Below are 21,599 nucleotides of genomic sequence, written 5' to 3' on the forward strand. Positions count from 1 at the left end.
GGCATCCGGTCCGGGACCGTGCCGATGGAGATGTACACCCCGGAGACGAACTGCAGTACCAGGAACGGCAGCACGACCACGGAGCTCGCGCTCTTCGCGGACCGGGGCACCGAGCTGATCGCGATGCCGAGCAGCGCACACGCCGTCAGCCCGAGGACGAAGACCCACCCGAAGTCGAGCCACCGGCCCGCATCCGACGGCAGATCGACGCCGTAGACCGTGGTCCCGACCAGCAGCAGGATCGCCGTCTCCAGCAGACCGGTGAACAGAACGAGCCAGATTTTCCCCAGGAAGTACGCCGCGGGAGGCATCGGCGTGCCGCGCAGCCGGCGCAGCACCTTCTCGTCCCGCTCCACCGCGATGGAGATGCCAGGGACTGGAAACTCGTCGACATGATGCCGGAGGCCATCATCGCGGGCACGTACAGCTGCGAGGCGCTGATCCCGGTGCCGCGCACGTCGTCCTGGAAGATCGAGGCGAACAGGAACAGGAAGACCACCGGAAAGGAGAAGGTGAACACCACCTGCTCGCGCCGGCGGAAGAACTGCCTGATCTCCAGCGCGCCCCGGTGCAGCCCGAGCCCCCACGCTCCGGGCATCCGCCCCGCGACGGTCTCGGTGCGGGTCCGCACGGCGGACGTGGTCATCGCGTCCCCTCCTGTCCGGTCAGCCGGAGGTAGACGTCCTCCGGCGTCGGGCGGCTCACCTTCAGGCCCGGGATCTCGCCGTCGAACCGGCGCATGAGCTCGGCCACCGTCCTGGTGGGCGTCCGGGTGCGCTCCGCGCGCGCGGCGCCGTCGGCCTCCGTCCACTCGACCGTGGCTCCGGACCCGTACCGCTCCCGCAGCGCGCCGGGGGTGCCCTCGGCCAGGATCAGCCCCTTGGCGACCACCGCCAGCCGGTCCGCGAGTGCCTCCGCCTCCTCCAGGTAGTGCGTGGTCAGCAGGATCGTCGTGCCCTCCGCGGCCAGCAGACGGATCAGGCTCCAGAACTGGCGCCGGGCCGCCGGGTCGAAGCCGGTCGTCGGCTCGTCCAGGAGCAGCAGCTCGGGGCCGCCGATCACGCCGAGCGCCACGTCGAGCCGCCGCCGCTGCCCGCCCGAGAGCGCCTTGATCCGGCTGTCCGCCTTGGCCTCCAGGCCCACCAGGGCGTCACCTCCTGCGGGTCGCGCGGCCCGGGGTGGTAGCGGGCGAAATGCCGTACGGTCTCGCAGACCGTCAACTCGGCGGGTGCCGATTCGTCCTGCCAGACGATTCCGACGCGCGAGCGCCACGCGCGCGTGCCGGTCGCCGGGCCGGCGCCGAGCACCGAGACCTCGCCCGCGTCCCGGCCGCGGTTGCCCTGCAGGATCTCCACCGTGGTGCTCTTGCCCGCGCCATTGGGCCCGAGCAGGCCGAACACCTCGCCCTTTCTGATGCCGAGGTCGATGCCGTCGACGGCGGTGACGCCCCCGTACCGCTTGCGCAGCCCCCGTACGTCCACCGCGTATTCGTTCGATGTCATGCGCCGAGCTTCGTCCGGAACCGAACGTTCGGGGACGACCGTGCGTACCTCCTTGTGTCCACCGAACGGTGGACACGCGTCCATGTGCGGCACAATGGCCGTGCCCGAAGAAGGTCCAGTTCTCGAGTGACGGAATCGGCGTGATGAGCAAGACGACAGTCAAAGACGTCTCCACCGAGCCCGAGCAGCAACCGGCGGTCGCCGGGCCGCGAACGGTGGGCGGAAGCCGTGCCTTCGCCCTGCTGCTGGTGATCACCGGTGCGGCCGGTCTGCTCGCCGCGTGGGTCATCACGATCGACAAGCAGAAGATCCTCGAAGGCAAGCTGAGCGGCAAGACCTTCACCCCGAGCTGCAGCATCAACCCGATCGTGTCCTGCGGCAGCGTGATGGAGAGCAAGCAGGCCGCCGTCTTCGGCTTCCCGAACCCGTTGCTCGGCCTGGTCTGCTACGGCATCGTGATCTGCGTCGGCATGAGCCTGCTGGCCCGCGCCGGCTTCCCGCGCTGGTACTGGCTGACCTTCAACTTCGGCACGCTCTTCGGCGTCGCCTTCGTCACCTGGTTGCAGTTCGAGTCGCTGTACCGCATCAACGCCCTGTGCCTGTGGTGCTCGCTGGCCTGGGTCGCCACGATCACCATGTTCTGGTACGTGACCTCGTTCAACGTCCGCAACGACTTCCTGGCCGCCCCGCGCCCCGTCAAGAACTTCCTCGCCGAGTTCACCTGGGTGCTGCCGGTCACGCACGTCGGTGTCATCGCCATGCTGATCCTCACCCGCTGGGGCAGCAGCCTCTGGGCCTGAGCCGGACGCCCCGGAGGCCCCGGAGAACGCGGCGCGACGGCGTTGTCAGTGGTGTGTCATAGGGTTTCAGCGTGGAGCCCGACCTGTTCACCGCCGCAGCGGAAGAACGCCAGGAGAAGGACCCGGCCGCAAGCCCCCTGGCGGTCCGGATGCGCCCGCGCACCCTCGACGAGGTGGTGGGCCAGCAGCACCTGCTCAAGCCGGGGTCCCCGCTGCGCAGACTGGTCGGCGAGGGCAACGGCGGTCCCGCCGGGCCCTCGTCGGTGATCCTCTGGGGCCCGCCCGGCACCGGCAAGACGACCCTGGCGTACGTGGTGTCCAAGGCCACCAACAAGCGCTTCGTGGAGCTGTCGGCGATCACCGCGGGCGTGAAGGAGGTCCGGGCGGTCATCGACGGCGCCCGCCGCGCCTCCGGCGGCTACGGCAAGGAGACCGTCCTCTTCCTCGACGAGATCCACCGCTTCAGCAAGGCCCAGCAGGACTCCCTGCTCCCGGCGGTCGAGAACCGCTGGGTGACTCTGATCGCCGCCACCACGGAGAACCCGTACTTCTCGGTGATCTCCCCGCTGCTGTCCCGCTCCCTGCTGCTCACCCTCGAACCGCTCACGGACGACGACGTCCGCGGTCTGCTCCGCCGCGCCCTGAGTGACGAGCGCGGCCTGAAGGGCTCCGTCGCCCTGCCCGAGGACACCGAGAGCCACCTGCTGCGGATCGCCGGCGGCGACGCCCGCCGTGCCCTGACCGCACTGGAGGCCGCCGCCGGAGCCGCGCTGGACAAGGGCGAGACGGAGGTCGGCCTGACGACCCTCGAGGAGACGGTCGACCGGGCCGCCGTCAAGTACGACCGCGACGGCGACCAGCACTACGACGTCGCCAGCGCCCTGATCAAGTCCATCCGCGGCTCCGACGTCGACGCCGCCCTGCACTACCTGGCCCGGATGATCGAGGCCGGCGAGGACCCCCGCTTCATCGCCCGCCGTCTGATGATCTCCGCCAGCGAGGACATCGGCCTCGCCGATCCGAATGCCCTGCCGATCGCGGTCGGCGCCGCCCAGGCGGTCGCCATGATCGGCTTCCCCGAGGCCGCCCTGACCCTGGGCCACGCCACCATCGCCCTCGCCCTGGCCCCCAAGTCCAACTCCGCGACGACCGCGATAGGCGCCGCCCTGGACGACGTGCGCAAGGGCCTGGCCGGCCCGGTACCGCCCCATCTGCGCGACGGGCACTACAAGGGCGCGGCCAAGCTCGGCCACGCGCAGGGGTATGTCTACCCGCACGACCTGCCCGAGGGCATCGCCACCCAGCAGTACGCCCCGGACGCCCTCAAGGACCGCGAGTACTACACCCCGAGCAGGCACGGCGCCGAGGCCCGGTACGCGGACGCGGTGGAGTGGACCCGCAAGCACCTCGGTCGCAAGCGGCCCTGAGCAGCCTGTAGACTTCCTCGAAGCGCTGCGTCCCGTGTCCGGAACCTCGACAAGAGGAACTGGCACCACCAGAGCGGGACATCCAGCCGGAGACCCGGCCCTCGGGCCGGTGCCTCCAGGAGCGTCGCGCACCGTCGAACGGTGTCGCGGGCAGCCCACCACCACCCGGAGCCCGGGAGCGGTCGGTGGGCCGCTCGCGTGCTGCACGTATGTGCCCAGACCAGGGGAGCGGCTGCCCACCAGGCCCCAAGCGGGCCCGGCGGGAATCCCCGGCTGCGGATGCGACCTCCCCTAACCCTGGTGAAGCCGTATTCGCACAGAAACATGAGGTGTTTGGTTCATGGCGAACCAGTCCCGCCCCAAGGTCAAGAAGTCGCGTGCCCTCGGCATCGCGCTGACCCCGAAGGCCGTCAAGTACTTCGAGGCCCGTCCCTACCCGCCGGGTGAGCACGGCCGCGGCCGCAAGCAGAACTCGGACTACAAGGTCCGTCTGCTGGAGAAGCAGCGTCTGCGCGCTCAGTACGACATCTCCGAGCGCCAGCTGGTGCGCGCCTACGAGCGTGCGTCCAAGGTCCAGGGCAAGACCGGTGAGGCCCTGATCGTGGAGCTCGAGAAGCGTCTCGACGCCCTCGTGCTGCGTTCGGGCATCGCCCGCACGATCTACCAGGCCCGCCAGATGGTCGTCCACGGCCACATCCAGGTCAACGGCAAGAAGGTCGACAAGCCGTCCTTCGTGGTCCGTCCCGACGACGTGGTGCAGGTCCGCGAGCGCAGCCGCGAGAAGACGCTGTTCCAGATCGCCCGTGAGGGCGGTTTCGCCCCCGAGGGTGAGACCCCGCGCTACCTGCAGGTGAACCTCAAGGCCCTGGCGTTCCGCCTGGACCGCGAGCCGAACCGCAAGGAAGTTCCGGTCATCTGCGACGAGCAGCTCGTCGTCGAGTACTACGCCCGCTGACCCCCAGCAGGCCGTAGCACCTCAGCCCGTCGTCTCCCCGCCCTTCCGGGTGGGCGAGGCGGCGGGCTTCTGCTTGTCCGCATTCCCGCGCTCCTGCCGGGCCGGCCCGGCAGGAGCGCGGGCAGTGCCCCGAGCGCCCCCTCTCCCGCCCGTCGCAGCGCACGGGACACGGTCGCCTGCCGGCCGAGCCCGGCCCCGGCCGCGTGGTCGACGAACGTCGGGTCCCGCAGCGGCGCCGGCTCCACGTGCCACACGCCGTCGGGCGGCGGGGAGAGCGCCGCAGCCCGGACCGCCAGACGGGACTTGCCGACCCCGCCGACGCCCGTCACCGTCACCAGCCGGGCGGTGCCGAGCGCCCGTGCCAGACCGGCGAGCTCCGCGGAGCGGCCCACGAACGCGTCGGTCTCCGCGGGCAGGTTGCCGTCCACGGCACCACCAGGAGGGCTGAGAATCCCGTATGGAACACGGAGCGTACTGAACCGTAATCACTCCGTACGATCGCTTCACACCACCCGGGACGCGAGCGGTAATCCGGTACGGAGCCCCACCCCCGGCGCGATAGGCTCGGTGCACGAGTTTCTCGATGTTCAGGCACGTTTCAGGGAGCGGGTGCGCACAGTGTCCGGTGGTGAGGTGGCCGGGATCCTGGTGGCCGTCTTCTGGGCGATCCTGGTCTCCTTCCTAGCCGTGGCACTGGCGAGGCTGGCCCAGACGCTCAGGGCGACCACCAAGCTCGTGGCGGACGTGACCGACCAGGCCGTGCCGCTGCTGGCCGACGCCTCCCAGGCGGTGCGTTCCGCGCAGACCCAGATCGACCGCGTCGACGCGATCGCCTCCGACGTCCAGGAGGTCACGTCCAACGCGTCCGCACTGTCGACGACTGTCGCCTCCACCTTCGGCGGGCCCCTGGTGAAGGTCGCGGCCTTCGGCTACGGCGTCCGCCGGGCGCTCGGCGGCCGCAAGGAGGACGTGCCCGCCAGGACCTCGAGGCGTACCGTGATCGTGGGCCGCACCGTCCCGGCCGCGCGGCGGGGGAAGCGGAACAACCGGGAGAAGTAAGGACTGACGATGTTCCGCCGTACGTTCTGGTTCACCACAGGTGTCGCCGCCGGTGTGTGGGCCACCACCAAGGTCAACCGCAAGCTGAGGCAGCTGACCCCCGAGAGCCTCGCGGCAACCGCCACGAACAAGGCGCTCGAGGCCGGTCACCGGCTCAAGGACCGCGCGGTGGGCTTCGCGCTCGACGTCCGCGACAACATGGCCCAGCGAGAGGCCGAACTCGGCGACGCGCTCGGCCTGAACGCGCCCGTCGACCACGAACTGCCCGCGCCCCGGCAGTACGCCGCCATCGAGAACCGCAACGAACCGAAGCACGCCGGGAACCCGACGGACCCGACGGACCCGACGTACCAGACGTACTCGTACAACCGGAATGAGGACCACTGATGGAGTCGGCTGAGATCCGCCGCCGCTGGCTGAGCTTCTTCGAGGAGCGCGGGCACACCGTCGTCCCTTCGGCGTCGCTCATCGCGGACGACCCGACTCTGCTCCTCGTCCCGGCCGGCATGGTGCCCTTCAAGCCCTACTTCCTGGGCGAGGTCAAGCCGCCGTTCCCGCGCGCCACCAGCGTGCAGAAGTGCGTGCGCACGCCCGACATCGAAGAGGTCGGCAAGACCACCCGCCACGGCACGTTCTTCCAGATGTGCGGCAACTTCTCCTTCGGCGACTACTTCAAGGAAGGCGCCATCAAGCTCGCCTGGGAGCTGCTCACCAGCCCCCAGGACAAGGGTGGTTACGGCCTCGAGCCCGACCGCCTGTGGATCACCGTCTACAAGGACGACGACGAGGCCGAGCGCATCTGGCACGAGGTCGTCGGCGTGCCCAAGGAGCGCATCCAGCGCCTCGGCATGAAGGACAACTACTGGTCCATGGGCGTCCCGGGCCCCTGCGGCCCCTGCTCCGAGATCAACTACGACCGCGGCCCCGAGTTCGGCGTCGAGGGCGGCCCCGCCGTCAACGACGAGCGGTACGTGGAGATCTGGAACCTCGTCTTCATGCAGTACGAGCGCGGCGAGGGCACCGGCAAGGACAACTTCGAGATCCTCGGCGACCTGCCGAGCAAGAACATCGACACGGGCCTCGGCCTGGAGCGTCTCGCCATGATTCTGCAGGGCGTGCAGAACATGTACGAGATCGACACCTCCATGGCCGTCATCGAGAAGGCCACCGAGCTCACCGGGGTCGCCTACGGCGACTCGCACGACTCGGACGTCTCCCTGCGCGTGGTCACCGACCACATGCGCACCGCCACGATGCTCATCGGTGACGGCGTCACCCCGGGCAACGAGGGCCGCGGCTACGTCCTGCGCCGCATCATGCGCCGCGCCATCCGCAACATGCGCCTGCTGGGCGCCACCGGTCCGGTCGTCGAGGACCTGATCGACGTGGTGATCGGCATGATGGGCCGGCAGTACCCCGAGCTGGTCACCGACCGCGAGCGCATCGAGAAGGTCGCCCTCGCCGAGGAGGCCCGCTTCCTCAAGACGCTCAACGCCGGTACGAACGTGCTGGACACCGCAGTCGCCGAGACCAAGGCCACCGGCTCCGGCGTGCTCCCCGGAGACAAGGCCTTCCTGCTCCACGACACCTGGGGCTTCCCGATCGACCTCACCCTGGAGATGGCCGCCGAGCAGGGCCTGTCCGTGGACGAGGAGGGCTTCCGCCGCCTGATGAAGGAGCAGCGGGAGCGGGCCAAGGCCGACGCCCAGGCCAAGAAGACCGGCCACGCCGACCTCGGCGCCTACCGTGAGATCGCCGACAGCGCCGGCGCGACCGACTTCATCGGCTACACGGACACCGAGGGCGAGTCCACGGTCGTCGGCATCCTGGTCGACGGTGTCTCCTCGCCCGCCGCCACCGAGGGCGACGAGGTCGAAGTCGTCCTCGACCGCACCCCGTTCTACGCCGAGGGCGGCGGCCAGATCGGCGACACCGGCCGGATCAGGGTCGACTCCGGTGCCGTCATCGAGGTCCGGGACACCCAGAAGCCGGTTCCGGGCGTGTACGTCCACAAGGGCGTCGTCCAGGTCGGCGAGGTCACCGTCGGTGCCAAGGCCCACGCCTCCATCGACCACGGTCGGCGCAGGGCCATCGCCCGCGCCCACTCGGCCACGCACCTCACCCACCAGGCCCTGCGTGACGCCCTCGGCCCGACGGCCGCCCAGGCCGGTTCCGAGAACCAGCCCGGCCGCTTCCGTTTCGACTTCGGCTCCCCGTCCGCCGTTCCGACGGCCGTGATGACCGACGTCGAGCAGAAGATCAACGAGGTGCTCGCCCGCGACCTCGACGTGCACGCCGAGGTCATGGGCATCGACGAGGCCAAGAAGCAGGGCGCCATCGCCGAGTTCGGCGAGAAGTACGGCGAGCGGGTCCGCGTGGTCACCATCGGCGACTTCTCCAAGGAGCTGTGCGGCGGCACCCACGTGCACAACACCGCCCAGCTGGGCCTGGTGAAGCTGCTCGGCGAGTCCTCCATCGGCTCCGGTGTGCGCCGTATCGAGGCCCTGGTCGGCATGGACGCCTACCACTTCCTCGCCCGCGAGCACACAGTGGTCAACCAGCTGACCGAGCTGGTCAAGGGCCGCCCCGAGGAGCTCCCGGAGAAGGTCTCCGCCATGCTCGGCAAGCTGAAGGACGCCGAGAAGGAGATCGAGAAGTTCCGCGCCGAGAAGGTGCTGCAGGCCGCCGCCGGTCTCGCCGAGTCCGCCAAGGACGTCCGCGGGGTCGCCGTCGTCACCGGTCGGGTCCCCGACGGCACCACCCCCGACGACCTGCGCAAGCTGGTCCTCGACGTGCGCGGCCGGATCCAGGGCGGCCGGGCCGCCGTGGTCGCCCTGTTCACGGTGAACAACGGCAAGCCGCTCACCGTCATCGCCACCAACGAGGCCGCCCGTGAGCGCGGTCTCAAGGCCGGTGACCTGGTCCGCACCGCCGCCAAGACCCTCGGCGGCGGCGGTGGCGGCAAGCCGGACGTCGCCCAGGGCGGCGGCCAGAACCCGGCCGCCGTCGGCGAGGCCGTCGACGCCGTGGAGCGCCTGGTCGCCGAGACCGCCAAGTAAGGGAACGGTCAGGAACATGCGAAGAGGACGTCGACTCGCGATCGACGTCGGGGACGCCCGCATCGGGGTCGCCTCGTGCGACCCCGACGGGATCCTCGCCACCCCGGTGGAGACCGTCCCCGGGCGCGACATCCCGGCAGCTCACCGCCGGTTGAAGCAGCTCGTCGAGGAGTACGAGCCGATCGAGGTCGTCGCCGGTCTTCCCCGCTCCCTCAAGGGGGGCGAGGGTCCGGCCGCGGTCAAGGTCCGCGGCTTCGCGCAGGATCTCGCACGCATGATCGCCCCGGTTCCGGTGAGACTCGTGGACGAGCGGATGACGACCGTGACGGCCAGTCAGGGACTGCGCGCCTCAGGGGTGAAGTCCAGGAAGGGCCGCTCCGTCATCGATCAGGCGGCTGCCGTGATCATTCTGCAGCAGGCACTGGAATCCGAACGGGTGTCAGGTAAAGCACCCGGCGAGGGCGTCGAAGTGGTCATCTGATCGCGATACGGTAACGTTCCGCGCGATGCGACGGTGTTCGAACAGCCGCCGCACAGCAAGAGGCGGAACGGGAGCCGGGTGCCGGAAGCCGCGTGACCGCCGCCTCGCGGCTCTAGGGGATCGATGACTGAGTATGGCCGGGGCCCGGGCTCCGAACCGTGGCATCCAGAGGACCCGTTGTACGGGGACGGCGGATGGGGAGGACAGCAGGCCCACGCGGGTCCGCAGTCGCCCTACGGCGGCCAGCCACAGCAGCTCCCGCAGCCGCAGCAGCCACAGTACGGCGACTGGGGCCAACAGCAGCATGCCGGATACGGCGAGCAGCAGTACCAGCACTACGACGGCCAGGGCCACCAGCAGCCCCCTGCCCAAGGCCAGCAGGGCCACCAGCAGCCCCATGCCCAAGGCCAGCAGGGCCACCAGCAGCCCCATGCCCAAGGCCAGCAGAGCCACCAGCAGCAGTACGCGTCGCAGGTCCAGCAGCAGTACCACCAGGGCGGCTGGGACGGCACCGGCATGCAGGCCCACGTCCCGTACCCCGCGGACCCGGTCGACCCGTACGGACAGCCCGCCGTCCCCTACGGCGGGGAGCGGCCCGACTTCTACGGCACGCCGGACGCCTACCCGCCGCCCGAGCCGCCGGGCCGCCGGCGGGCCGAGCCGGAGTCACGGCCGGACTGGGATCCCGATCCCGAGGACGACCAGGAGAAACACGCCTTCTTCGCCGGTGGTGACGAGGACGACGACGACTTCGACGACGACCCGAAGGCGGGCCGGGGCGACGGCAAGGGCAAAGGCAAAGGGAAGGGCAAAGGCAAGAAGCGCCGCAACGGCTGCGCCTGCCTGGTCGTCGTGCTGGTGTTCGGCGGTGGCCTGGGCGGGGTCGGGTACTACGGCTACAAGTTCTACCAAAATCGTTTCGGCACGGCGCCGGACTACGCGGGCAACGGCACCAGCGAGACGGTGACCGTCGAGATCCCCAAGGGCGCCGGCGGCTATGACATCGGTCGCGCGCTGAAGGCGGCCGGGGTCGTCAAGAGCGTCGACGCCTTCGTGGCCGCGCAGTCGCAGAACCCCAACGGGAAGCAGATCCAGGCCGGCGCGTATCTGCTGAAGAAGGAAATGTCCGCCGCGAGCGCCGTGGCACTGATGCTCGATCCCCAGAGCCAGAGCAACGTGCTGGTCAAGCCGGGCGAGCGCAACGCCCAGGTCTATGCGGCGATCGACAAACAACTCGATCTTTCCGCCGGCACCTCCAAGAAGCTCGCGGCAAAGGAGTACAAAGCGCTCGGCCTGCCGGGCTGGGCCACGCCCAACGCGCAGGTCATCGACCCGCTGGAGGGCTTCCTCCATCCGGGCACGTATCCCGCGGCCAAGGGGATGAAGCCCGAGACGGTGCTGAAGCAAATGGTCGAGCAGGCGAACGAGGCCTACGGCCAGTACAACCTCGCCGCCAAGGCGAAGGAACTGGACCTGGCCAATCCGCTGGAGGTCATCACGGTCGCCAGCCTCGTCCAGGCCGAGGGCAAGACGCACGACGACTTCCGCAAGATGGCGGAGGTCGTCTACAACCGCCTCAAGCCCACCAATACGGAGACGAACCGGCTGCTGCAATTCGACTCGACCTTCAACTACCTGAAGGGCCAGAGCAATATCCACATCAGCGAAAAGGAAATCAACAGCAACCAGAACCCGTACAACACCTACACCCACAAGGGTCTGCCGCCCGGACCGATCGGCAACCCCAGTGAGGACGCGCTGAAGGCGGCACTGAATCCGACGGAGGACGGCTGGATCTACTTCGTGGCGACCGACGGTATGAACAAGACCGAATTCGCCAAGACGTATGCCGAATTCCAAAGGCTCAAGGAAAAGTTCAATGCCAACTCGGGCAACTGACGCCCGCCGGGCCGCCGTACTCGGTTCGCCCATCGCCCATTCCCTCTCGCCGGTGCTGCACCGCGCCGCCTACGCGGAACTGGGCCTCTCGAACTGGACGTACGACCGGTTCGAGGTCGACGAAGCCGGCCTGCCCGGGTTCATCGACGGCCTCGGGCCGGAATGGGCGGGACTGTCCCTGACGATGCCGCTGAAGCGGGCCGTCATTCCACTGCTCGACGAGATCAGCGAGACGGCGGCCTCCGTCGAGGCCGTCAACACCGTGGTCCTCACCGAGGACGGCCGGCGGGTCGGCGACAACACCGATATCCCGGGCATGGTCGCCGCCCTGCGCGAGCACGGCATCGAACAGATCGACTCGGCGGCGATCCTGGGCGCCGGCGCCACCGCCTCCTCCGCGCTGGCCGCGCTCGCCCGGATCTGCACCGGCGAGGTCGTCGCCTACGTCCGCGGCCAGGCCCGCGCCGACGAGATGCGGCGGTGGGGCGAGCGGCTGGACGTCGAGGTCCGCACCGCCGACTGGGCGGACGCGGCCGAAGCGCTGCGCGCGCCCCTGGTGGTCGCCACCACTCCGGCCGGTACGACGGACGCGCTCGCCGCCGCGGTACCCGAGCGGCCCGCCACCCTCTTCGACGTGCTCTACGAGCCCTGGCCGACGGCTCTGGCGGCCCGCTGGTCCATGGTCGGCGGCGCCGTCGTCAGCGGACTCGACCTGCTGGTGCACCAGGCGGTGCTCCAGGTGGAACAGATGACGGGCCACTCCCCGGCGCCGCTGGACGCCATGCGCAGAGCGGGCGAGAAGGCGCTGGCGGAACGCTGAGGCTCCCTCCCGCCGGGCCGGTGGGGGCCGTCGGGGCCGGGCCGGGAGGGCGGGGCGGCCGGCCCGCGAGGCGGCGCAGGGGTGCAGCCGGTCCGGCATGCCTGCGAGCGAGCCGCGGTGGGCGTTTCACAACCGGGCGATGTGCCCGCGACCAGGTCCCTCCGATCGCCCGGGGCGGCGGGGCCTTGTGCGACGGCATGCGTGGTCCGGTGCACGTCGGCGCCGGTGCCCGCGTCCGCGTCCGCCTGCTGGACCGTGGACCGGGTGGCGGGGCCGGACGTGGGAGGATCGGAGGTGGCGGGCCAGGGCCGCGCACCCGGTCGCGCCGTCGCAGTTCCAGGCGCGAGCATGAGGAGCACCGTTGAGCAGGTTGCGTTGGCTGACCGCGGGCGAGTCCCACGGACCCGCACTCGTCGCCACGCTGGAGGGTCTTCCCGCCGGCGTGCCGATCACCACGGAGATGGTGGCGGACCACCTCGCGCGGCGGCGGCTGGGCTATGGGCGCGGCGCCCGGATGAAGTTCGAACGGGACGAGATCACCTTCCTCGGCGGCGTCCGGCACGGCCTCACCCTGGGCTCCCCGGTGGCGATCATGGTGGGCAACACCGAGTGGCCCAAGTGGGAACAGGTCATGGCCGCCGACCCGGTCGACCCCGTGGAACTGGCCGAACTCGCCCGCAACGCGCCGCTGACCCGGCCCCGCCCCGGGCACGCCGACCTCGCCGGCATGCAGAAGTACGGCTTCGACGAGGCCCGGCCGGTCCTGGAGCGCGCCTCCGCGCGGGAGACGGCGGCCCGTGTCGCGCTCGGTGCCGTGGCCCGCTCGTACCTGAAGGAGACGGCCGGGATCGAGATCGTCAGCCACGTCGTCGAACTGGCCTCGGCGAAGGCGCCGTACGGCGTGTACCCGACGCCCGCGGATGTGGAGAAGCTGGACGCGGACCCGGTGCGGTGCCTGGACACGGACGCCTCCAAGGCGATGGTCGCGGAGATCGACCAGGCGCACAAGGACGGCGACACGCTCGGCGGTGTGGTCGAGGTGCTCGCCTACGGCGTACCGGTGGGCCTCGGCTCGCACGTGCACTGGGACCGCAGGCTGGACGCCCGGCTGGCGGCGGCCCTGATGGGCATCCAGGCGATCAAGGGCGTCGAGGTCGGCGACGGCTTCGAGCTGGCGCGGGTGCCGGGCTCCAAGGCCCACGACGAGATCGTCACCACGGACGAGGGCATCAGGCGTGCGACCGGCCGCTCCGGCGGCACCGAGGGCGGCCTGTCCACGGGCGAGCTGCTCCGGGTCCGGGCGGCGATGAAGCCGATCGCGACGGTGCCGCGGGCCCTGCGGACGGTGGACGTGGCCACCGGCGAGCCCGCCCAGGCCCACCACCAGCGCTCGGACGTCTGTGCGGTGCCGGCGGCCGGGATCGTCGCCGAGGCGATGGTGGCGCTGGTCCTCGCCGACGCGGTCGCCGAGAAGTTCGGCGGCGACTCGGTGGCCGAGACCCGCCGCAACGTGCGGTCGTACCTCGACCACCTGGCGATCAGGTGAGCGGGATGCCGGTCGTCGTCCTGGTCGGGCCGATGGGGGTGGGCAAGTCCACCGTCGGGCACATGCTGGCCGACCGACTCGGGGTCGGCTACCGGGACACCGACGACGACATCGTCACCGCGCAGGGCCGGTCGATCGCGGAGATCTTCGTCGACGAGGGCGAGCCGGCCTTCCGCGCGATCGAGAAGCAGGCGGTGCGCACGGCACTGGCCGGACACGACGGCGTCCTCGCCCTGGGCGGCGGCTCGATCCTCGACGAGGACACCCGCGCGCTGCTCGCCGGCCTCCGGGTGGTCTACCTGTCGATGGACGTCGAGTCGGCCGTGCGGCGCACCGGTCTCAACGTGGCCCGGCCGCTGCTGGCGGTCAACCCGCGCAAGCAGTGGCGGGACCTGATGGAGGCCCGACGCCACCTGTACGAGGAGGTGGCCACGGCCGTCGTCGCCACGGACGCCCGCTCGCCGGAAGAGGTCACGCAAGCCGTCCTGGACGCACTGGAGTTGAAGGAAGCATGAGCGAGGCAGTGACGCGGATCCACGTCGGCGGCACGGCGGGCACCGAGCCCTACGACGTCCTGGTCGGCCGTCAGCTCCTGGGCGAGCTCACCGGGCTGATCGGCGACCGGGCCAAGCGAGTGGCCGTCATCCACCCCGAGGCGCTCGCCGAGACGGGCGACGCGCTCCGCGCCGACCTGGCCGAGCAGGGCTACGAGGCCGTCGCCATTCAGGTGCCCAACGCCGAGGAGGCCAAGACCGCCGAGGTCGCCGCCTACTGCTGGAAGGCGCTGGGCCAGTCCGGGTTCACCCGCACCGACGTCATCGTGGGCGTCGGCGGCGGCGCGACCACGGACGTGGCGGGTTTCGTCGCCGCGACCTGGCTGCGCGGAGTGCGCTGGGTCGCCGTCCCCACCACCGTCCTGGCCATGGTGGACGCGGCCGTCGGCGGCAAGACCGGCATCAACACCGCCGAGGGCAAGAACCTCGTCGGCGCCTTCCATCCCCCCGCGGGTGTCCTGTGTGACCTCGCGGCGCTGGACTCGCTGCCGGTGCACGACTACGTCTCCGGGCTTGCGGAGGTCGTCAAGGCCGGTTTCATCGCCGACCCGGTGATCCTGGACCTCATCGAGTCCGACCCCGAGGCCGCCCGCACTCCCGCCGGCCCGCGCACCGCCGAGCTCATCGAGCGCTCCATCCGGGTCAAGGCGGACGTCGTCTCCGCCGACCTGAAGGAGTCGGGCCTGCGCGAGATCCTCAACTACGGCCACACGCTGGGCCACGCCATCGAGAAGAACGAGCGTTACCAGTGGCGGCACGGCGCCGCCGTGGCCGTCGGCATGCACTTCGCCGCCGAACTGGGCCGTGTGGCGGGCCGGTTGGACGACGCCACCGCCGACCGCCACCGTACGATCCTGGAGGCGCTGGGCCTGCCGCTCCACTACCGCTACGACCAGTGGCCCAAGCTGCTGGAGACCATGAAGGTCGACAAGAAGTCGCGCGGCGACCTGCTGCGCTTCATCGTCCTGGACGGTCTCGCCAAGCCCACCGTCCTGGAGGGCCCGGACCCGGCCGTCCTCCTGGCCGCGTACGGAGAAGTCGGCCAGTAGCGCCGGTTCGGCCTCCGATTCTCCGCAGACGTCGGGCACTTCGGGCCGCCCCCGGCCGTTCACCAAAGGACGGCCGGGGGCGGTACCGTTCGGTAGCAGTCGGGGACATGCCCCGCTGCCAGCGCAAACAGCCTTGTACGAGACGGAGTGGCACCGGATGCAGCACGCAGTGGGGAGTCCGCTGCCGCCGCCCCACCAACCGGGGCACGGACCGGCCGCCGGCTGGGCGCCGGCCGCACACCACCCGGGTCCGCACCACCCGGGCACGCACCACCCGGGCACGCACCCGGGGGCCGCCCCCGTCCCCCCGCCACCACCGGCCCCGGGCCACCCCGGCGTCCCGCCGGCCCCGCCGCCGCACGCCCCGGACACCACCGGCCACGTCCCGCTGCCACCGGGCGACCCGGTCACCATGCCGATCCCACCCGTGGTCGACCCGAACACGACGACCCTCGCGGTGCTGCTCATCGGACCGGCCGGCGCAGGCAAGACGAGCGTGGCCAAGTACTGGGCGGACCACCGCCGCGTTCCCACGGCGCACATCAGCCTCGACGACGTCCGCGAATGGGTCCGCTCCGGCTTCGCCGACCCCCAGTCCGGTTGGAACGACCACTCCGAGGCCCAGTACCGCCTGGCCCGCCGCACCTGCGGCTTCGCCGCCCGCAACTTCCTCGCCAACGGCATCTCCTGCATCCTCGACGACGCGGTCTTCCCCGACCGCCCGGTCGTCGGCCTCGGCGGCTGGAAGCGACACGTCGGCCCCGGCCTGCTCCCGGTGGTCCTCCTGCCCGGCCTGGACATCGTCCTGGAGCGCAACGCCGAGCGCACCGGAAACCGACGCCTCACCGACGAAGAGGTCGCCCGCATCCACGGCCGCATGGCCGGCTGGTACGGCTCCGGCCTCCCGATCATCGACAACTCCCAGCTCGACATCCCCACGACAGCCAGACTCCTGGACGAGGCCCTGACCCGCGCCATCGCCAGCCCACCCCAGTGGTAGCCCCGCCCCCGCAGGACGCCGGAGCGGAGGCAGTGCCGCACGCCGGCGGAGGCGTGGGGCCGTAGCGCCATAGCCCGCCCGGCGAATCCCACGGCGCTCACGCACGTCGACGGACAGCCGCACGACACACGAACCGCACTCGCACGACGGCAGGAGCGGGCCGTGACGGTGCGGCGCAGCCCGCTGCTCAGCCGGCCCCGACGCCGCCCACCGTGGCAGCGAGAGGCTCACGCCCCGCGGCGGGCTCGCCGCCCGGCCGTGGCCCGGGCCCATGCCCTGACCGTCGGTGTACGGGCGTTCGTGACCTGTGGTGGGTTCGTCGTACCGTCGTGGCCCGGGCCCATTCCCTGACCGTCGGTGTACGAGCCCCCGCCGGAGGTCACCCCCAGAGGCCACCCCCACCGCAAGGTCCCCCCGCCGGATGCGACCCCCACGGCAAGGTCGTCCCCCGGAGGCTACCCCCACCGCATGGTCCCCCGCCGGAGGCCACCCCCACCGCATGGTCCCCCGCCGGAGGCCACCCCCACCGCATGGTCCCCCGCCGGAGGCCACCCCACTCGGCCCCCCTCAACCGGCAGCATCCGCCATCCCCTTTTACGCTCGGTTCATGTCAGAGGTGTACGCGGCCCGCCGCGCCCGGCTACGGGAGCGCTGCAACGCGGGCGGCAGCGCGGCGGCGCTGGTGACTCGTCCCGCCAATGTGCGGTACCTCGCGGGCGCATCCCCGCGAGGTGCCGTCCTGCTCCTCGGAAAACGCGAGGACCTGCTGGTCTGCGCCGGCCCACCGGACGACCTCCCCTACGAGGGACGGCCCGACGAGACGCTGCGCGTCCAGACCCTGCCCCAGCCCGGCGGCGACCCGGCCGTGGCCGCCGCCGACCTCGCCCAGGCCCAGGGCGCCGACTCCCTCGCCGTCGAGGAACACCACCTCACCGTGGCCCGCCACCGAGCCCTCGCCTCCGTAGCGCCCCGGCTCCGTCGCGCCGACCTGGGGCACGCGGTCGAACAGCTCAGGGTCGTCAAGGACGAGGAGGAGATCTCCTGCCTGAGAATCGGCGCCGAGATCGCCGACCAGGCCCTCGGCGAACTCCTCGAATCGATTCTCGTCGGCCGCACGGAGCGGCACCTGGCACTGGAGCTGGAGCGGCGGCTCGTCGACCACGGCGCCGACGGCCCCGCCTTCCCGACCTCCGTCGCCACCGGCCCGAACTCCGGCCACCGCGGCCACCGCCCCACCGACCGCCGGGTGGAGGAGGGCGACTTCCTCTCGGTGTGCCTGGGCGCGGCCTACCGCGGCTACCGCTGCGAGATCGGCCGCACCTTCGTCATCGGCACCTCCCCGGCGGACTGGCAGATCCAGCTCTACGACCTGGTATTCGCCGCCCAGCGTGCCGGACGCGAGGCGCTGGCGCCCGGTGCCGCCTACCGTGACGTGGACCGTGCCGCACGCCAGGTCCTGGATTCCGCCGGGCACGCGGAAGGCCTGCCGGCGCTCACCGGCCACGGCGTCGGACTCGAAATCGACGAGGACCCGCAGTTGGCTCCCGCAGCCATGGGTAAACTGGACGCTTGCGTGCCGGTCACCGTCGAACCGGGGGTCCACCTCCCGGGCCGGGGCGGTGTCCGGATCGATGACACGCTCGTCGTGCGCCCAGAGGCGGACGGCGGACCCGAGCTACTCACCATCACGACCAAGGAGCTGCTCGCGCTCTGAGCGACCCAGGGAATCGCAGGCACGTCCCTGCTCTTCCCCGGCGCCGCTTGGCGTGTGCCCCGGGGTCGTACGTCAGTCCAGGAGATTCCGCAACCGTGGCTTCCACGAACGACCTCAAGAACGGCATGGTGCTCAAGCTCGAAGGCGGCCAGCTCTGGTCCGTCGTCGAGTTCCAGCACGTCAAGCCCGGCAAGGGCCCCGCCTTCGTGCGCACCAAGCTCAAGAACGTGCTGTCCGGCAAGGTCGTCGACAAGACCTTCAACGCCGGCGTCAAGGTCGAGACGGCCACTGTCGACAAGCGCGACATGCAGTTCTCGTACATGGACGGCGAGTACTTCGTCTTCATGGACATGGAGACCTACGACCAGCTCCACATCGACCGGAAGGCCGTCGGCGACGCCGCGAACTTCCTCGTCGAGGGCTTCACCGCCACGGTCGCGCAGCACGAGGGCGAGGTCCTCTTCGTCGAGCTGCCCGCCGCCGTCGAGCTGACCATCGCCGAGACCGAGCCGGGTGTCCAGGGCGACCGCTCCACCGGCGGCACCAAGCCCGCCACGCTGGAGACCGGCCACCAGATCCAGGTCCCGCTCTTCATCACCACCGGTGAGAAGATCAAGGTCGACACCCGCACGAGCGACTACCTCGGCCGGGTGAACAGCTAACCGTGGCTGCCCGTAACACGGCCCGCAAACGCGCCTTCCAGATCCTCTTCGAGGGCGACCAGCGCGGGGCCGACGTCCTGACGGTCCTCGCGGACTGGATCCGGCTCTCCCGGACCGACACCCGGCAGCCGCCGGTGAGCGAGTACACGATGCAGCTGATCGAGGGCTACGCCGAGCACGCGACCCGCATCGACGAGCTGATCGCGCAGTACTCGGTCGGCTGGACGCTCGACCGGATGCCGGTCGTCGACCGCAACATCCTGCGCCTCGGGGCCTACGAGCTGATCTGGGTCGACGAGACCCCGGACGCCGTCGTCCTGGACGAGATGGTGCAGCTGGCGAAGGAGTTCTCCACGGACGAGTCGCCCTCGTTCGTCAACGGTCTGCTCGGCCGTCTCAAGGACCTCAAGCCTTCCCTGCGCCGCGACGCGAGCAACGAGGCGTAAGGAGCCGGGCGAGAGCCAGGTTCAGGCGGCAGAGAAGCCACGGAGGGCCCGCAGCGACGCCGCTGCGGGCCCTCCGGCATTCCCGTACTCCCGGACCCGCGACGGCCCGCAGAACGCCACCGGGGTGGCCGGAACCGTCAAGTTCCAGCCACCCCGGCGGCACGTTTCTGCTGATGTGGCGAGAGACTCAGCTCTCCTCGTGGGACGCCACGGCACGGCGTGCGTCCGCGTCCAGCACACCCCAGCTGATCAGCTGTTCGGTGAGGACCGAGGGCGACTGGTCGTAGATGACGGCGAGTGTGCGCAGGTCGTCCTGGCGGATGGAGAGCACCTTGCCGTTGTAGTCACCGCGCTGGGACTGGATCGTCGCCGCGTAGCGCTGGAGGGGGCCCGCCTTCTCGGCCGGCACCGTGGCCAGCCGCTCGAGGTCGAGGACCAGCTTCGGCGGGGGCTCGGCGGCACCGCCCGGGGTGGTACCCGGAAGCAGCTCCTGCACGGGGACACCGTAGAAATCCGCCAGCTCGGCGAGGCGCTGCACGGTCACGGCACGGTCGCCGCGCTCGTACGAACCGACCACGACCGCCTTCCAGCGTCCCTGACTCTTCTCCTCGACACCGTGGAGGGAAAGGCCCTGCTGGGTGCGGATCGCCCGGAGCTTGGCCCCGAGCTGTTTGGCGTATTCGCTGGACATATGGCTCCCCGGACACTGTGTCGACGCGGCTGGCTGCGATGCCAGGCCGCGCGGCTGGTAACTCACTGTGAGGTTACGCAGAGTTACTCTGCTGCGTCAAGCCGAATGGTCCGCACCGGCTCTTCCGTGCTATCGGTGGCCGGTTGCGCCAGGGGGGTGATCGAAGCCCACGGCATGACCTGCTACCGTTGATGGCGCAATTCCGACGTCCTTTAAGGTCCGTCCCGTGAGGCGGAGAAGGAGGTCCGTTTCGTATGGACACCAAAGCGTCCGATGCGCGGCCCGTGCTCGAAGGGCCCGACATCGCGCGGGTGCTGACCCGCATCGCCCACGAGATCGTCGAGCGCGCCAAGGGCGCCGACGACGTGGTGCTCCTCGGCATTCCTACCCGAGGTGTCTTCCTCGCCCAGCGGCTCGCCGCCAAGCTGGAGCAGATCACCGAGCGCAAGGTCCCCTGCGGCTCGCTCGACATCACCATGTACCGCGACGACCTGCGCATGCACCCGCCGCGTGCGCTGGCCCGCACCGAGATCCCCGGTGACGGCATCGACGGCCGCCTGGTCGTCCTCGTCGACGACGTGCTCTTCTCCGGCCGCACCATCCGCGCCGCCCTGGACGCCCTGAACGACATCGGGCGCCCCCGCGCGGTGCAGCTCGCGGTCCTCGTCGACCGCGGCCACCGCGAACTGCCCATCCGCGCCGACTACGTCGGCAAGAACCTCCCCACGTCGCTGCGGGAGACGGTCAAGGTCCAGCTCGCCGAGGAGGACGGTCGCGACACCGTGCTGCTCGGCGCCAAGCCGGCCGCCCCGGGCGAGCAGCAGCACTAGCGCTCCGGCGTACGGCACCGCCGTACGCCCCGCAGCCATGCCCTCGCCTGCCCGGCTGTGCCCTCCGGGGCCACACCCAGACCCTCGTTTCCCCATGAACTGCCTTACGGAGCCTGACAGATGCAGCGTCATCTCATCTCGGCCGCCGACCTCACCCGCGACGACGCCGTCCTGATCCTCGACACCGCCGAGGAGATGGCCCGGGTCGCCGACCGGCCGATCAAGAAGCTGCCGACCCTGCGCGGCCGCACCGTGGTGAACCTCTTCTTCGAGGACTCCACCCGCACCCGGATCTCCTTCGAAGCCGCCGAGAAGCGGCTCTCCGCCGACGTCATCAACTTCACCGCCAAGGGCTCCAGCGTGTCCAAGGGCGAGTCCCTGAAGGACACCGCCCAGACCCTGGAGGCCATGGGCGTCGACGCCGTCGTCATCCGGCACGGCGCCTCGGGAGCCCCGTACCGTCTGGCCAACTCCGGCTGGATCGACGCCGCCGTCATCAACGCCGGCGACGGTACCCACCAGCACCCCACCCAGGCCCTGCTGGACGCCTTCACCATGCGCCGCCGCCTCGTCGGCCGTGACGCCGGCCTCGGCCAGGACCTGTCCGGCAAGCGCATCACCATCGTCGGAGACGTCCTGCACAGCCGTGTGGCCCGCTCCAACGTCGACCTGCTGCACACCCTCGGCGCCGAGGTCACCCTGGTCGCCCCACCCACCCTGTTGCCGGTCGGCATAGGGTCCTGGCCCTGCGAGGTCTCCTACGACCTCGACGCCGCCCTGCCGAAGTCCGACGCCGTGATGATGCTGCGCGTCCAGCGCGAGCGCATGAACGCCGCCTTCTTCCCGACCGAGCGCGAGTACTCGCGGCGCTACGGCCTCGACGGCGACCGCATGGCCAAGATGCCCGAGCACGCCATCGTGATGCACCCCGGCCCCATGGTCCGCGGTATGGAGATCACCGCCGAGGTCGCCGACTCCGAGCGCTGCACCGCCGTCGAGCAGGTCGCCAACGGCGTCTCCATCCGGATGGCTGTCCTGTACCTGCTGCTGGGCGGCAACGAGCCCGCCGTCACCCACGCCCGCACCATCGAGGAGAAGTAAGACA

20 protein-coding genes and 3 pseudogenes are annotated in these 21,599 nt (G+C 70.8%); 18 read left to right on the forward strand and 5 right to left on the reverse strand.

The features are described 5' to 3' along the window. Nucleotides 1-8 precede the first annotated feature (8 nt). The 3 genes and pseudogenes from AB0A61_RS11315 to AB0A61_RS11325 all read right to left on the reverse strand — a co-directional run. Nucleotides 9-646: pseudogene (locus tag AB0A61_RS11315) on the reverse strand (ABC transporter permease); the annotation flags it as partial. Then, entirely contained in the window at nucleotides 643-1,272 is a 630-nt protein-coding gene (locus AB0A61_RS11320) for an ABC transporter ATP-binding protein (RefSeq protein ID WP_361289682.1), read from the reverse strand. The pseudogene AB0A61_RS11315 and the gene AB0A61_RS11320, both read right to left, overlap by 4 nt. Next, a pseudogene (locus AB0A61_RS11325) lies at nucleotides 1,227-1,586 on the reverse strand (ATP-binding cassette domain-containing protein); the annotation flags it as partial. The pseudogene AB0A61_RS11325 and the gene AB0A61_RS11320, both read right to left, overlap by 46 nt. Nucleotides 1,587-1,645: 59 nt before the next feature. Between AB0A61_RS11325 and AB0A61_RS11330 the strand changes: the two are divergent. From AB0A61_RS11330 to rpsD, 3 genes are all read left to right on the forward strand, one after another. After that, on the forward strand, nucleotides 1,646-2,302 hold the full coding sequence (locus AB0A61_RS11330; RefSeq protein WP_361289685.1) for a vitamin K epoxide reductase family protein: 657 nt from the start codon (nucleotides 1,646-1,648) through the stop codon (nucleotides 2,300-2,302). A gap of 71 nt (nucleotides 2,303-2,373) precedes the next feature. After that, on the forward strand, nucleotides 2,374-3,729 hold the full coding sequence (locus AB0A61_RS11335; RefSeq protein WP_361289688.1) for a replication-associated recombination protein A: 1,356 nt from the start codon (nucleotides 2,374-2,376) through the stop codon (nucleotides 3,727-3,729). Nucleotides 3,730-4,069: 340 nt separating this feature from the next. Beyond that, nucleotides 4,070-4,684 carry a 30S ribosomal protein S4 gene (rpsD, locus tag AB0A61_RS11340; protein ID WP_361289691.1) on the forward strand — a complete coding sequence of 205 codons (615 nt, stop codon included), beginning with the start codon at nucleotides 4,070-4,072 and terminating at the stop codon, nucleotides 4,682-4,684. A 200-nt stretch (nucleotides 4,685-4,884) separates the two neighbouring features. Here rpsD and AB0A61_RS11345 read toward each other — a convergent pair. After that, a pseudogene (locus tag AB0A61_RS11345) lies at nucleotides 4,885-5,143 on the reverse strand (regulator); the annotation flags it as partial. 150 nt (nucleotides 5,144-5,293) lie between these two features. Here AB0A61_RS11345 and AB0A61_RS11350 point away from each other — a divergent pair. The 13 genes from AB0A61_RS11350 (at nucleotide 5,294) to nusB (ending at nucleotide 18,973) form a co-directional block, all read left to right on the forward strand. After that, nucleotides 5,294-5,743, forward strand: coding sequence for a DUF948 domain-containing protein (locus tag AB0A61_RS11350; protein WP_361289693.1), 450 nt, complete (start codon nucleotides 5,294-5,296; stop codon nucleotides 5,741-5,743). A gap of 9 nt (nucleotides 5,744-5,752) precedes the next feature. After that, nucleotides 5,753-6,130, forward strand: a complete 378-nt coding sequence (locus AB0A61_RS11355) for a hypothetical protein (RefSeq protein WP_361289696.1) — start codon at nucleotides 5,753-5,755, stop codon at nucleotides 6,128-6,130. After that, the gene (alaS, locus tag AB0A61_RS11360; RefSeq protein WP_361289699.1) at nucleotides 6,130-8,802 is read left to right on the forward strand and encodes an alanine--tRNA ligase; all 2,673 of its coding nucleotides are present in this window, start codon (nucleotides 6,130-6,132) and stop codon (nucleotides 8,800-8,802) included. Before AB0A61_RS11355 ends, alaS begins: the two co-directional genes overlap by 1 nt. Before the next feature lie 16 nt (nucleotides 8,803-8,818). Then, on the forward strand, nucleotides 8,819-9,283 hold the full coding sequence (ruvX, locus tag AB0A61_RS11365) for a Holliday junction resolvase RuvX (RefSeq protein ID WP_361289702.1): 465 nt from the start codon (nucleotides 8,819-8,821) through the stop codon (nucleotides 9,281-9,283). A gap of 123 nt (nucleotides 9,284-9,406) precedes the next feature. Beyond that, complete coding sequence (gene mltG, locus AB0A61_RS11370; protein ID WP_361289705.1) at nucleotides 9,407-11,182, forward strand: endolytic transglycosylase MltG; 1,776 nt, start codon at nucleotides 9,407-9,409, stop codon at nucleotides 11,180-11,182. Continuing rightward, nucleotides 11,163-12,002, forward strand: a complete 840-nt coding sequence (locus AB0A61_RS11375) for a shikimate dehydrogenase (protein WP_361289708.1) — start codon at nucleotides 11,163-11,165, stop codon at nucleotides 12,000-12,002. The genes mltG and AB0A61_RS11375 overlap by 20 nt, the downstream gene beginning before the upstream one ends. 361 nt (nucleotides 12,003-12,363) lie before the next feature. Then, nucleotides 12,364-13,548 carry a chorismate synthase gene (gene aroC / locus AB0A61_RS11380; RefSeq protein WP_361289711.1) on the forward strand — a complete coding sequence of 395 codons (1,185 nt, stop codon included), beginning with the start codon at nucleotides 12,364-12,366 and terminating at the stop codon, nucleotides 13,546-13,548. 5 nt (nucleotides 13,549-13,553) lie between these two features. Continuing rightward, nucleotides 13,554-14,063 (forward strand): shikimate kinase, encoded by a 510-nt coding sequence (locus tag AB0A61_RS11385; protein WP_361289714.1) that lies wholly within the window; start codon nucleotides 13,554-13,556, stop codon nucleotides 14,061-14,063. Further along, nucleotides 14,060-15,151, forward strand: a complete 1,092-nt coding sequence (gene aroB, locus AB0A61_RS11390) for a 3-dehydroquinate synthase (protein WP_361289717.1) — start codon at nucleotides 14,060-14,062, stop codon at nucleotides 15,149-15,151. Before AB0A61_RS11385 ends, aroB begins: the two co-directional genes overlap by 4 nt. A gap of 157 nt (nucleotides 15,152-15,308) precedes the next feature. Then, nucleotides 15,309-16,151 (forward strand): Pro-rich N-terminal domain-containing protein, encoded by an 843-nt coding sequence (locus AB0A61_RS11395; RefSeq protein ID WP_361289720.1) that lies wholly within the window; start codon nucleotides 15,309-15,311, stop codon nucleotides 16,149-16,151. A 607-nt stretch (nucleotides 16,152-16,758) separates the two neighbouring features. Next, nucleotides 16,759-17,865 carry an aminopeptidase P family protein gene (locus tag AB0A61_RS11400; protein ID WP_361289722.1) on the forward strand — a complete coding sequence of 369 codons (1,107 nt, stop codon included), beginning with the start codon at nucleotides 16,759-16,761 and terminating at the stop codon, nucleotides 17,863-17,865. Between the two features lie 95 nt (nucleotides 17,866-17,960). Beyond that, nucleotides 17,961-18,527, forward strand: a complete 567-nt coding sequence (efp, locus tag AB0A61_RS11405; protein ID WP_014671526.1) for an elongation factor P — start codon at nucleotides 17,961-17,963, stop codon at nucleotides 18,525-18,527. A 2-nt stretch (nucleotides 18,528-18,529) separates the two neighbouring features. Next, nucleotides 18,530-18,973, forward strand: coding sequence for a transcription antitermination factor NusB (gene nusB, locus AB0A61_RS11410; protein WP_361289726.1), 444 nt, complete (start codon nucleotides 18,530-18,532; stop codon nucleotides 18,971-18,973). Between the two features lie 187 nt (nucleotides 18,974-19,160). On the opposite strand, the gene bldD is transcribed toward nusB, so the two are convergent. After that, complete coding sequence (gene bldD / locus AB0A61_RS11415) at nucleotides 19,161-19,664, reverse strand: transcriptional regulator BldD (RefSeq protein ID WP_004990661.1); 504 nt, start codon at nucleotides 19,662-19,664, stop codon at nucleotides 19,161-19,163. Between the two features lie 254 nt (nucleotides 19,665-19,918). On the opposite strand from bldD, the gene pyrR reads away from it, so the two are divergent. Both pyrR and AB0A61_RS11425 read left to right on the forward strand, forming a co-directional pair. Continuing rightward, on the forward strand, nucleotides 19,919-20,494 hold the full coding sequence (gene pyrR, locus AB0A61_RS11420) for a bifunctional pyr operon transcriptional regulator/uracil phosphoribosyltransferase PyrR (protein WP_361289730.1): 576 nt from the start codon (nucleotides 19,919-19,921) through the stop codon (nucleotides 20,492-20,494). A 120-nt stretch (nucleotides 20,495-20,614) separates the two neighbouring features. Beyond that, nucleotides 20,615-21,595, forward strand: a complete 981-nt coding sequence (locus AB0A61_RS11425; protein ID WP_361289733.1) for an aspartate carbamoyltransferase catalytic subunit — start codon at nucleotides 20,615-20,617, stop codon at nucleotides 21,593-21,595. Nucleotides 21,596-21,599 lie beyond the last annotated feature (4 nt).

This window comes from Streptomyces sp. NPDC046197 (genome assembly GCF_040646295.1).
In the GTDB taxonomy this organism is placed as follows: domain Bacteria; phylum Actinomycetota; class Actinomycetes; order Streptomycetales; family Streptomycetaceae; genus Streptomyces.

Excerpts from the sequence above, each read along its gene's own strand:
- AB0A61_RS11330 (WP_361289685.1), top strand. The coding sequence starts at position 1,646 with ATGAGCAAGACGACAGTCAAAGACGTCTCCACCGAGCCCGAGCAGCAA.
- rpsD (WP_361289691.1), top strand. The coding sequence starts at position 4,070 with ATGGCGAACCAGTCCCGCCCCAAGGTCAAGAAGTCGCGTGCCCTCGGC.
- AB0A61_RS11355 (WP_361289696.1), top strand. The coding sequence starts at position 5,753 with ATGTTCCGCCGTACGTTCTGGTTCACCACAGGTGTCGCCGCCGGTGTG.
- alaS (WP_361289699.1), top strand. The coding sequence starts at position 6,130 with ATGGAGTCGGCTGAGATCCGCCGCCGCTGGCTGAGCTTCTTCGAGGAG.
- ruvX (WP_361289702.1), top strand. The coding sequence starts at position 8,819 with ATGCGAAGAGGACGTCGACTCGCGATCGACGTCGGGGACGCCCGCATC.
- mltG (WP_361289705.1), top strand. The coding sequence starts at position 9,407 with ATGACTGAGTATGGCCGGGGCCCGGGCTCCGAACCGTGGCATCCAGAG.
- AB0A61_RS11375 (WP_361289708.1), top strand. The coding sequence starts at position 11,163 with ATGCCAACTCGGGCAACTGACGCCCGCCGGGCCGCCGTACTCGGTTCG.
- AB0A61_RS11385 (WP_361289714.1), top strand. The coding sequence starts at position 13,554 with ATGCCGGTCGTCGTCCTGGTCGGGCCGATGGGGGTGGGCAAGTCCACC.
- aroB (WP_361289717.1), top strand. The coding sequence starts at position 14,060 with ATGAGCGAGGCAGTGACGCGGATCCACGTCGGCGGCACGGCGGGCACC.
- AB0A61_RS11395 (WP_361289720.1), top strand. The coding sequence starts at position 15,309 with ATGCAGCACGCAGTGGGGAGTCCGCTGCCGCCGCCCCACCAACCGGGG.
- AB0A61_RS11400 (WP_361289722.1), top strand. The coding sequence starts at position 16,759 with ATGTCAGAGGTGTACGCGGCCCGCCGCGCCCGGCTACGGGAGCGCTGC.
- bldD (WP_004990661.1), bottom strand. The coding sequence starts at position 19,664 with ATGTCCAGCGAATACGCCAAACAGCTCGGGGCCAAGCTCCGGGCGATC.
- pyrR (WP_361289730.1), top strand. The coding sequence starts at position 19,919 with ATGGACACCAAAGCGTCCGATGCGCGGCCCGTGCTCGAAGGGCCCGAC.
- AB0A61_RS11425 (WP_361289733.1), top strand. The coding sequence starts at position 20,615 with ATGCAGCGTCATCTCATCTCGGCCGCCGACCTCACCCGCGACGACGCC.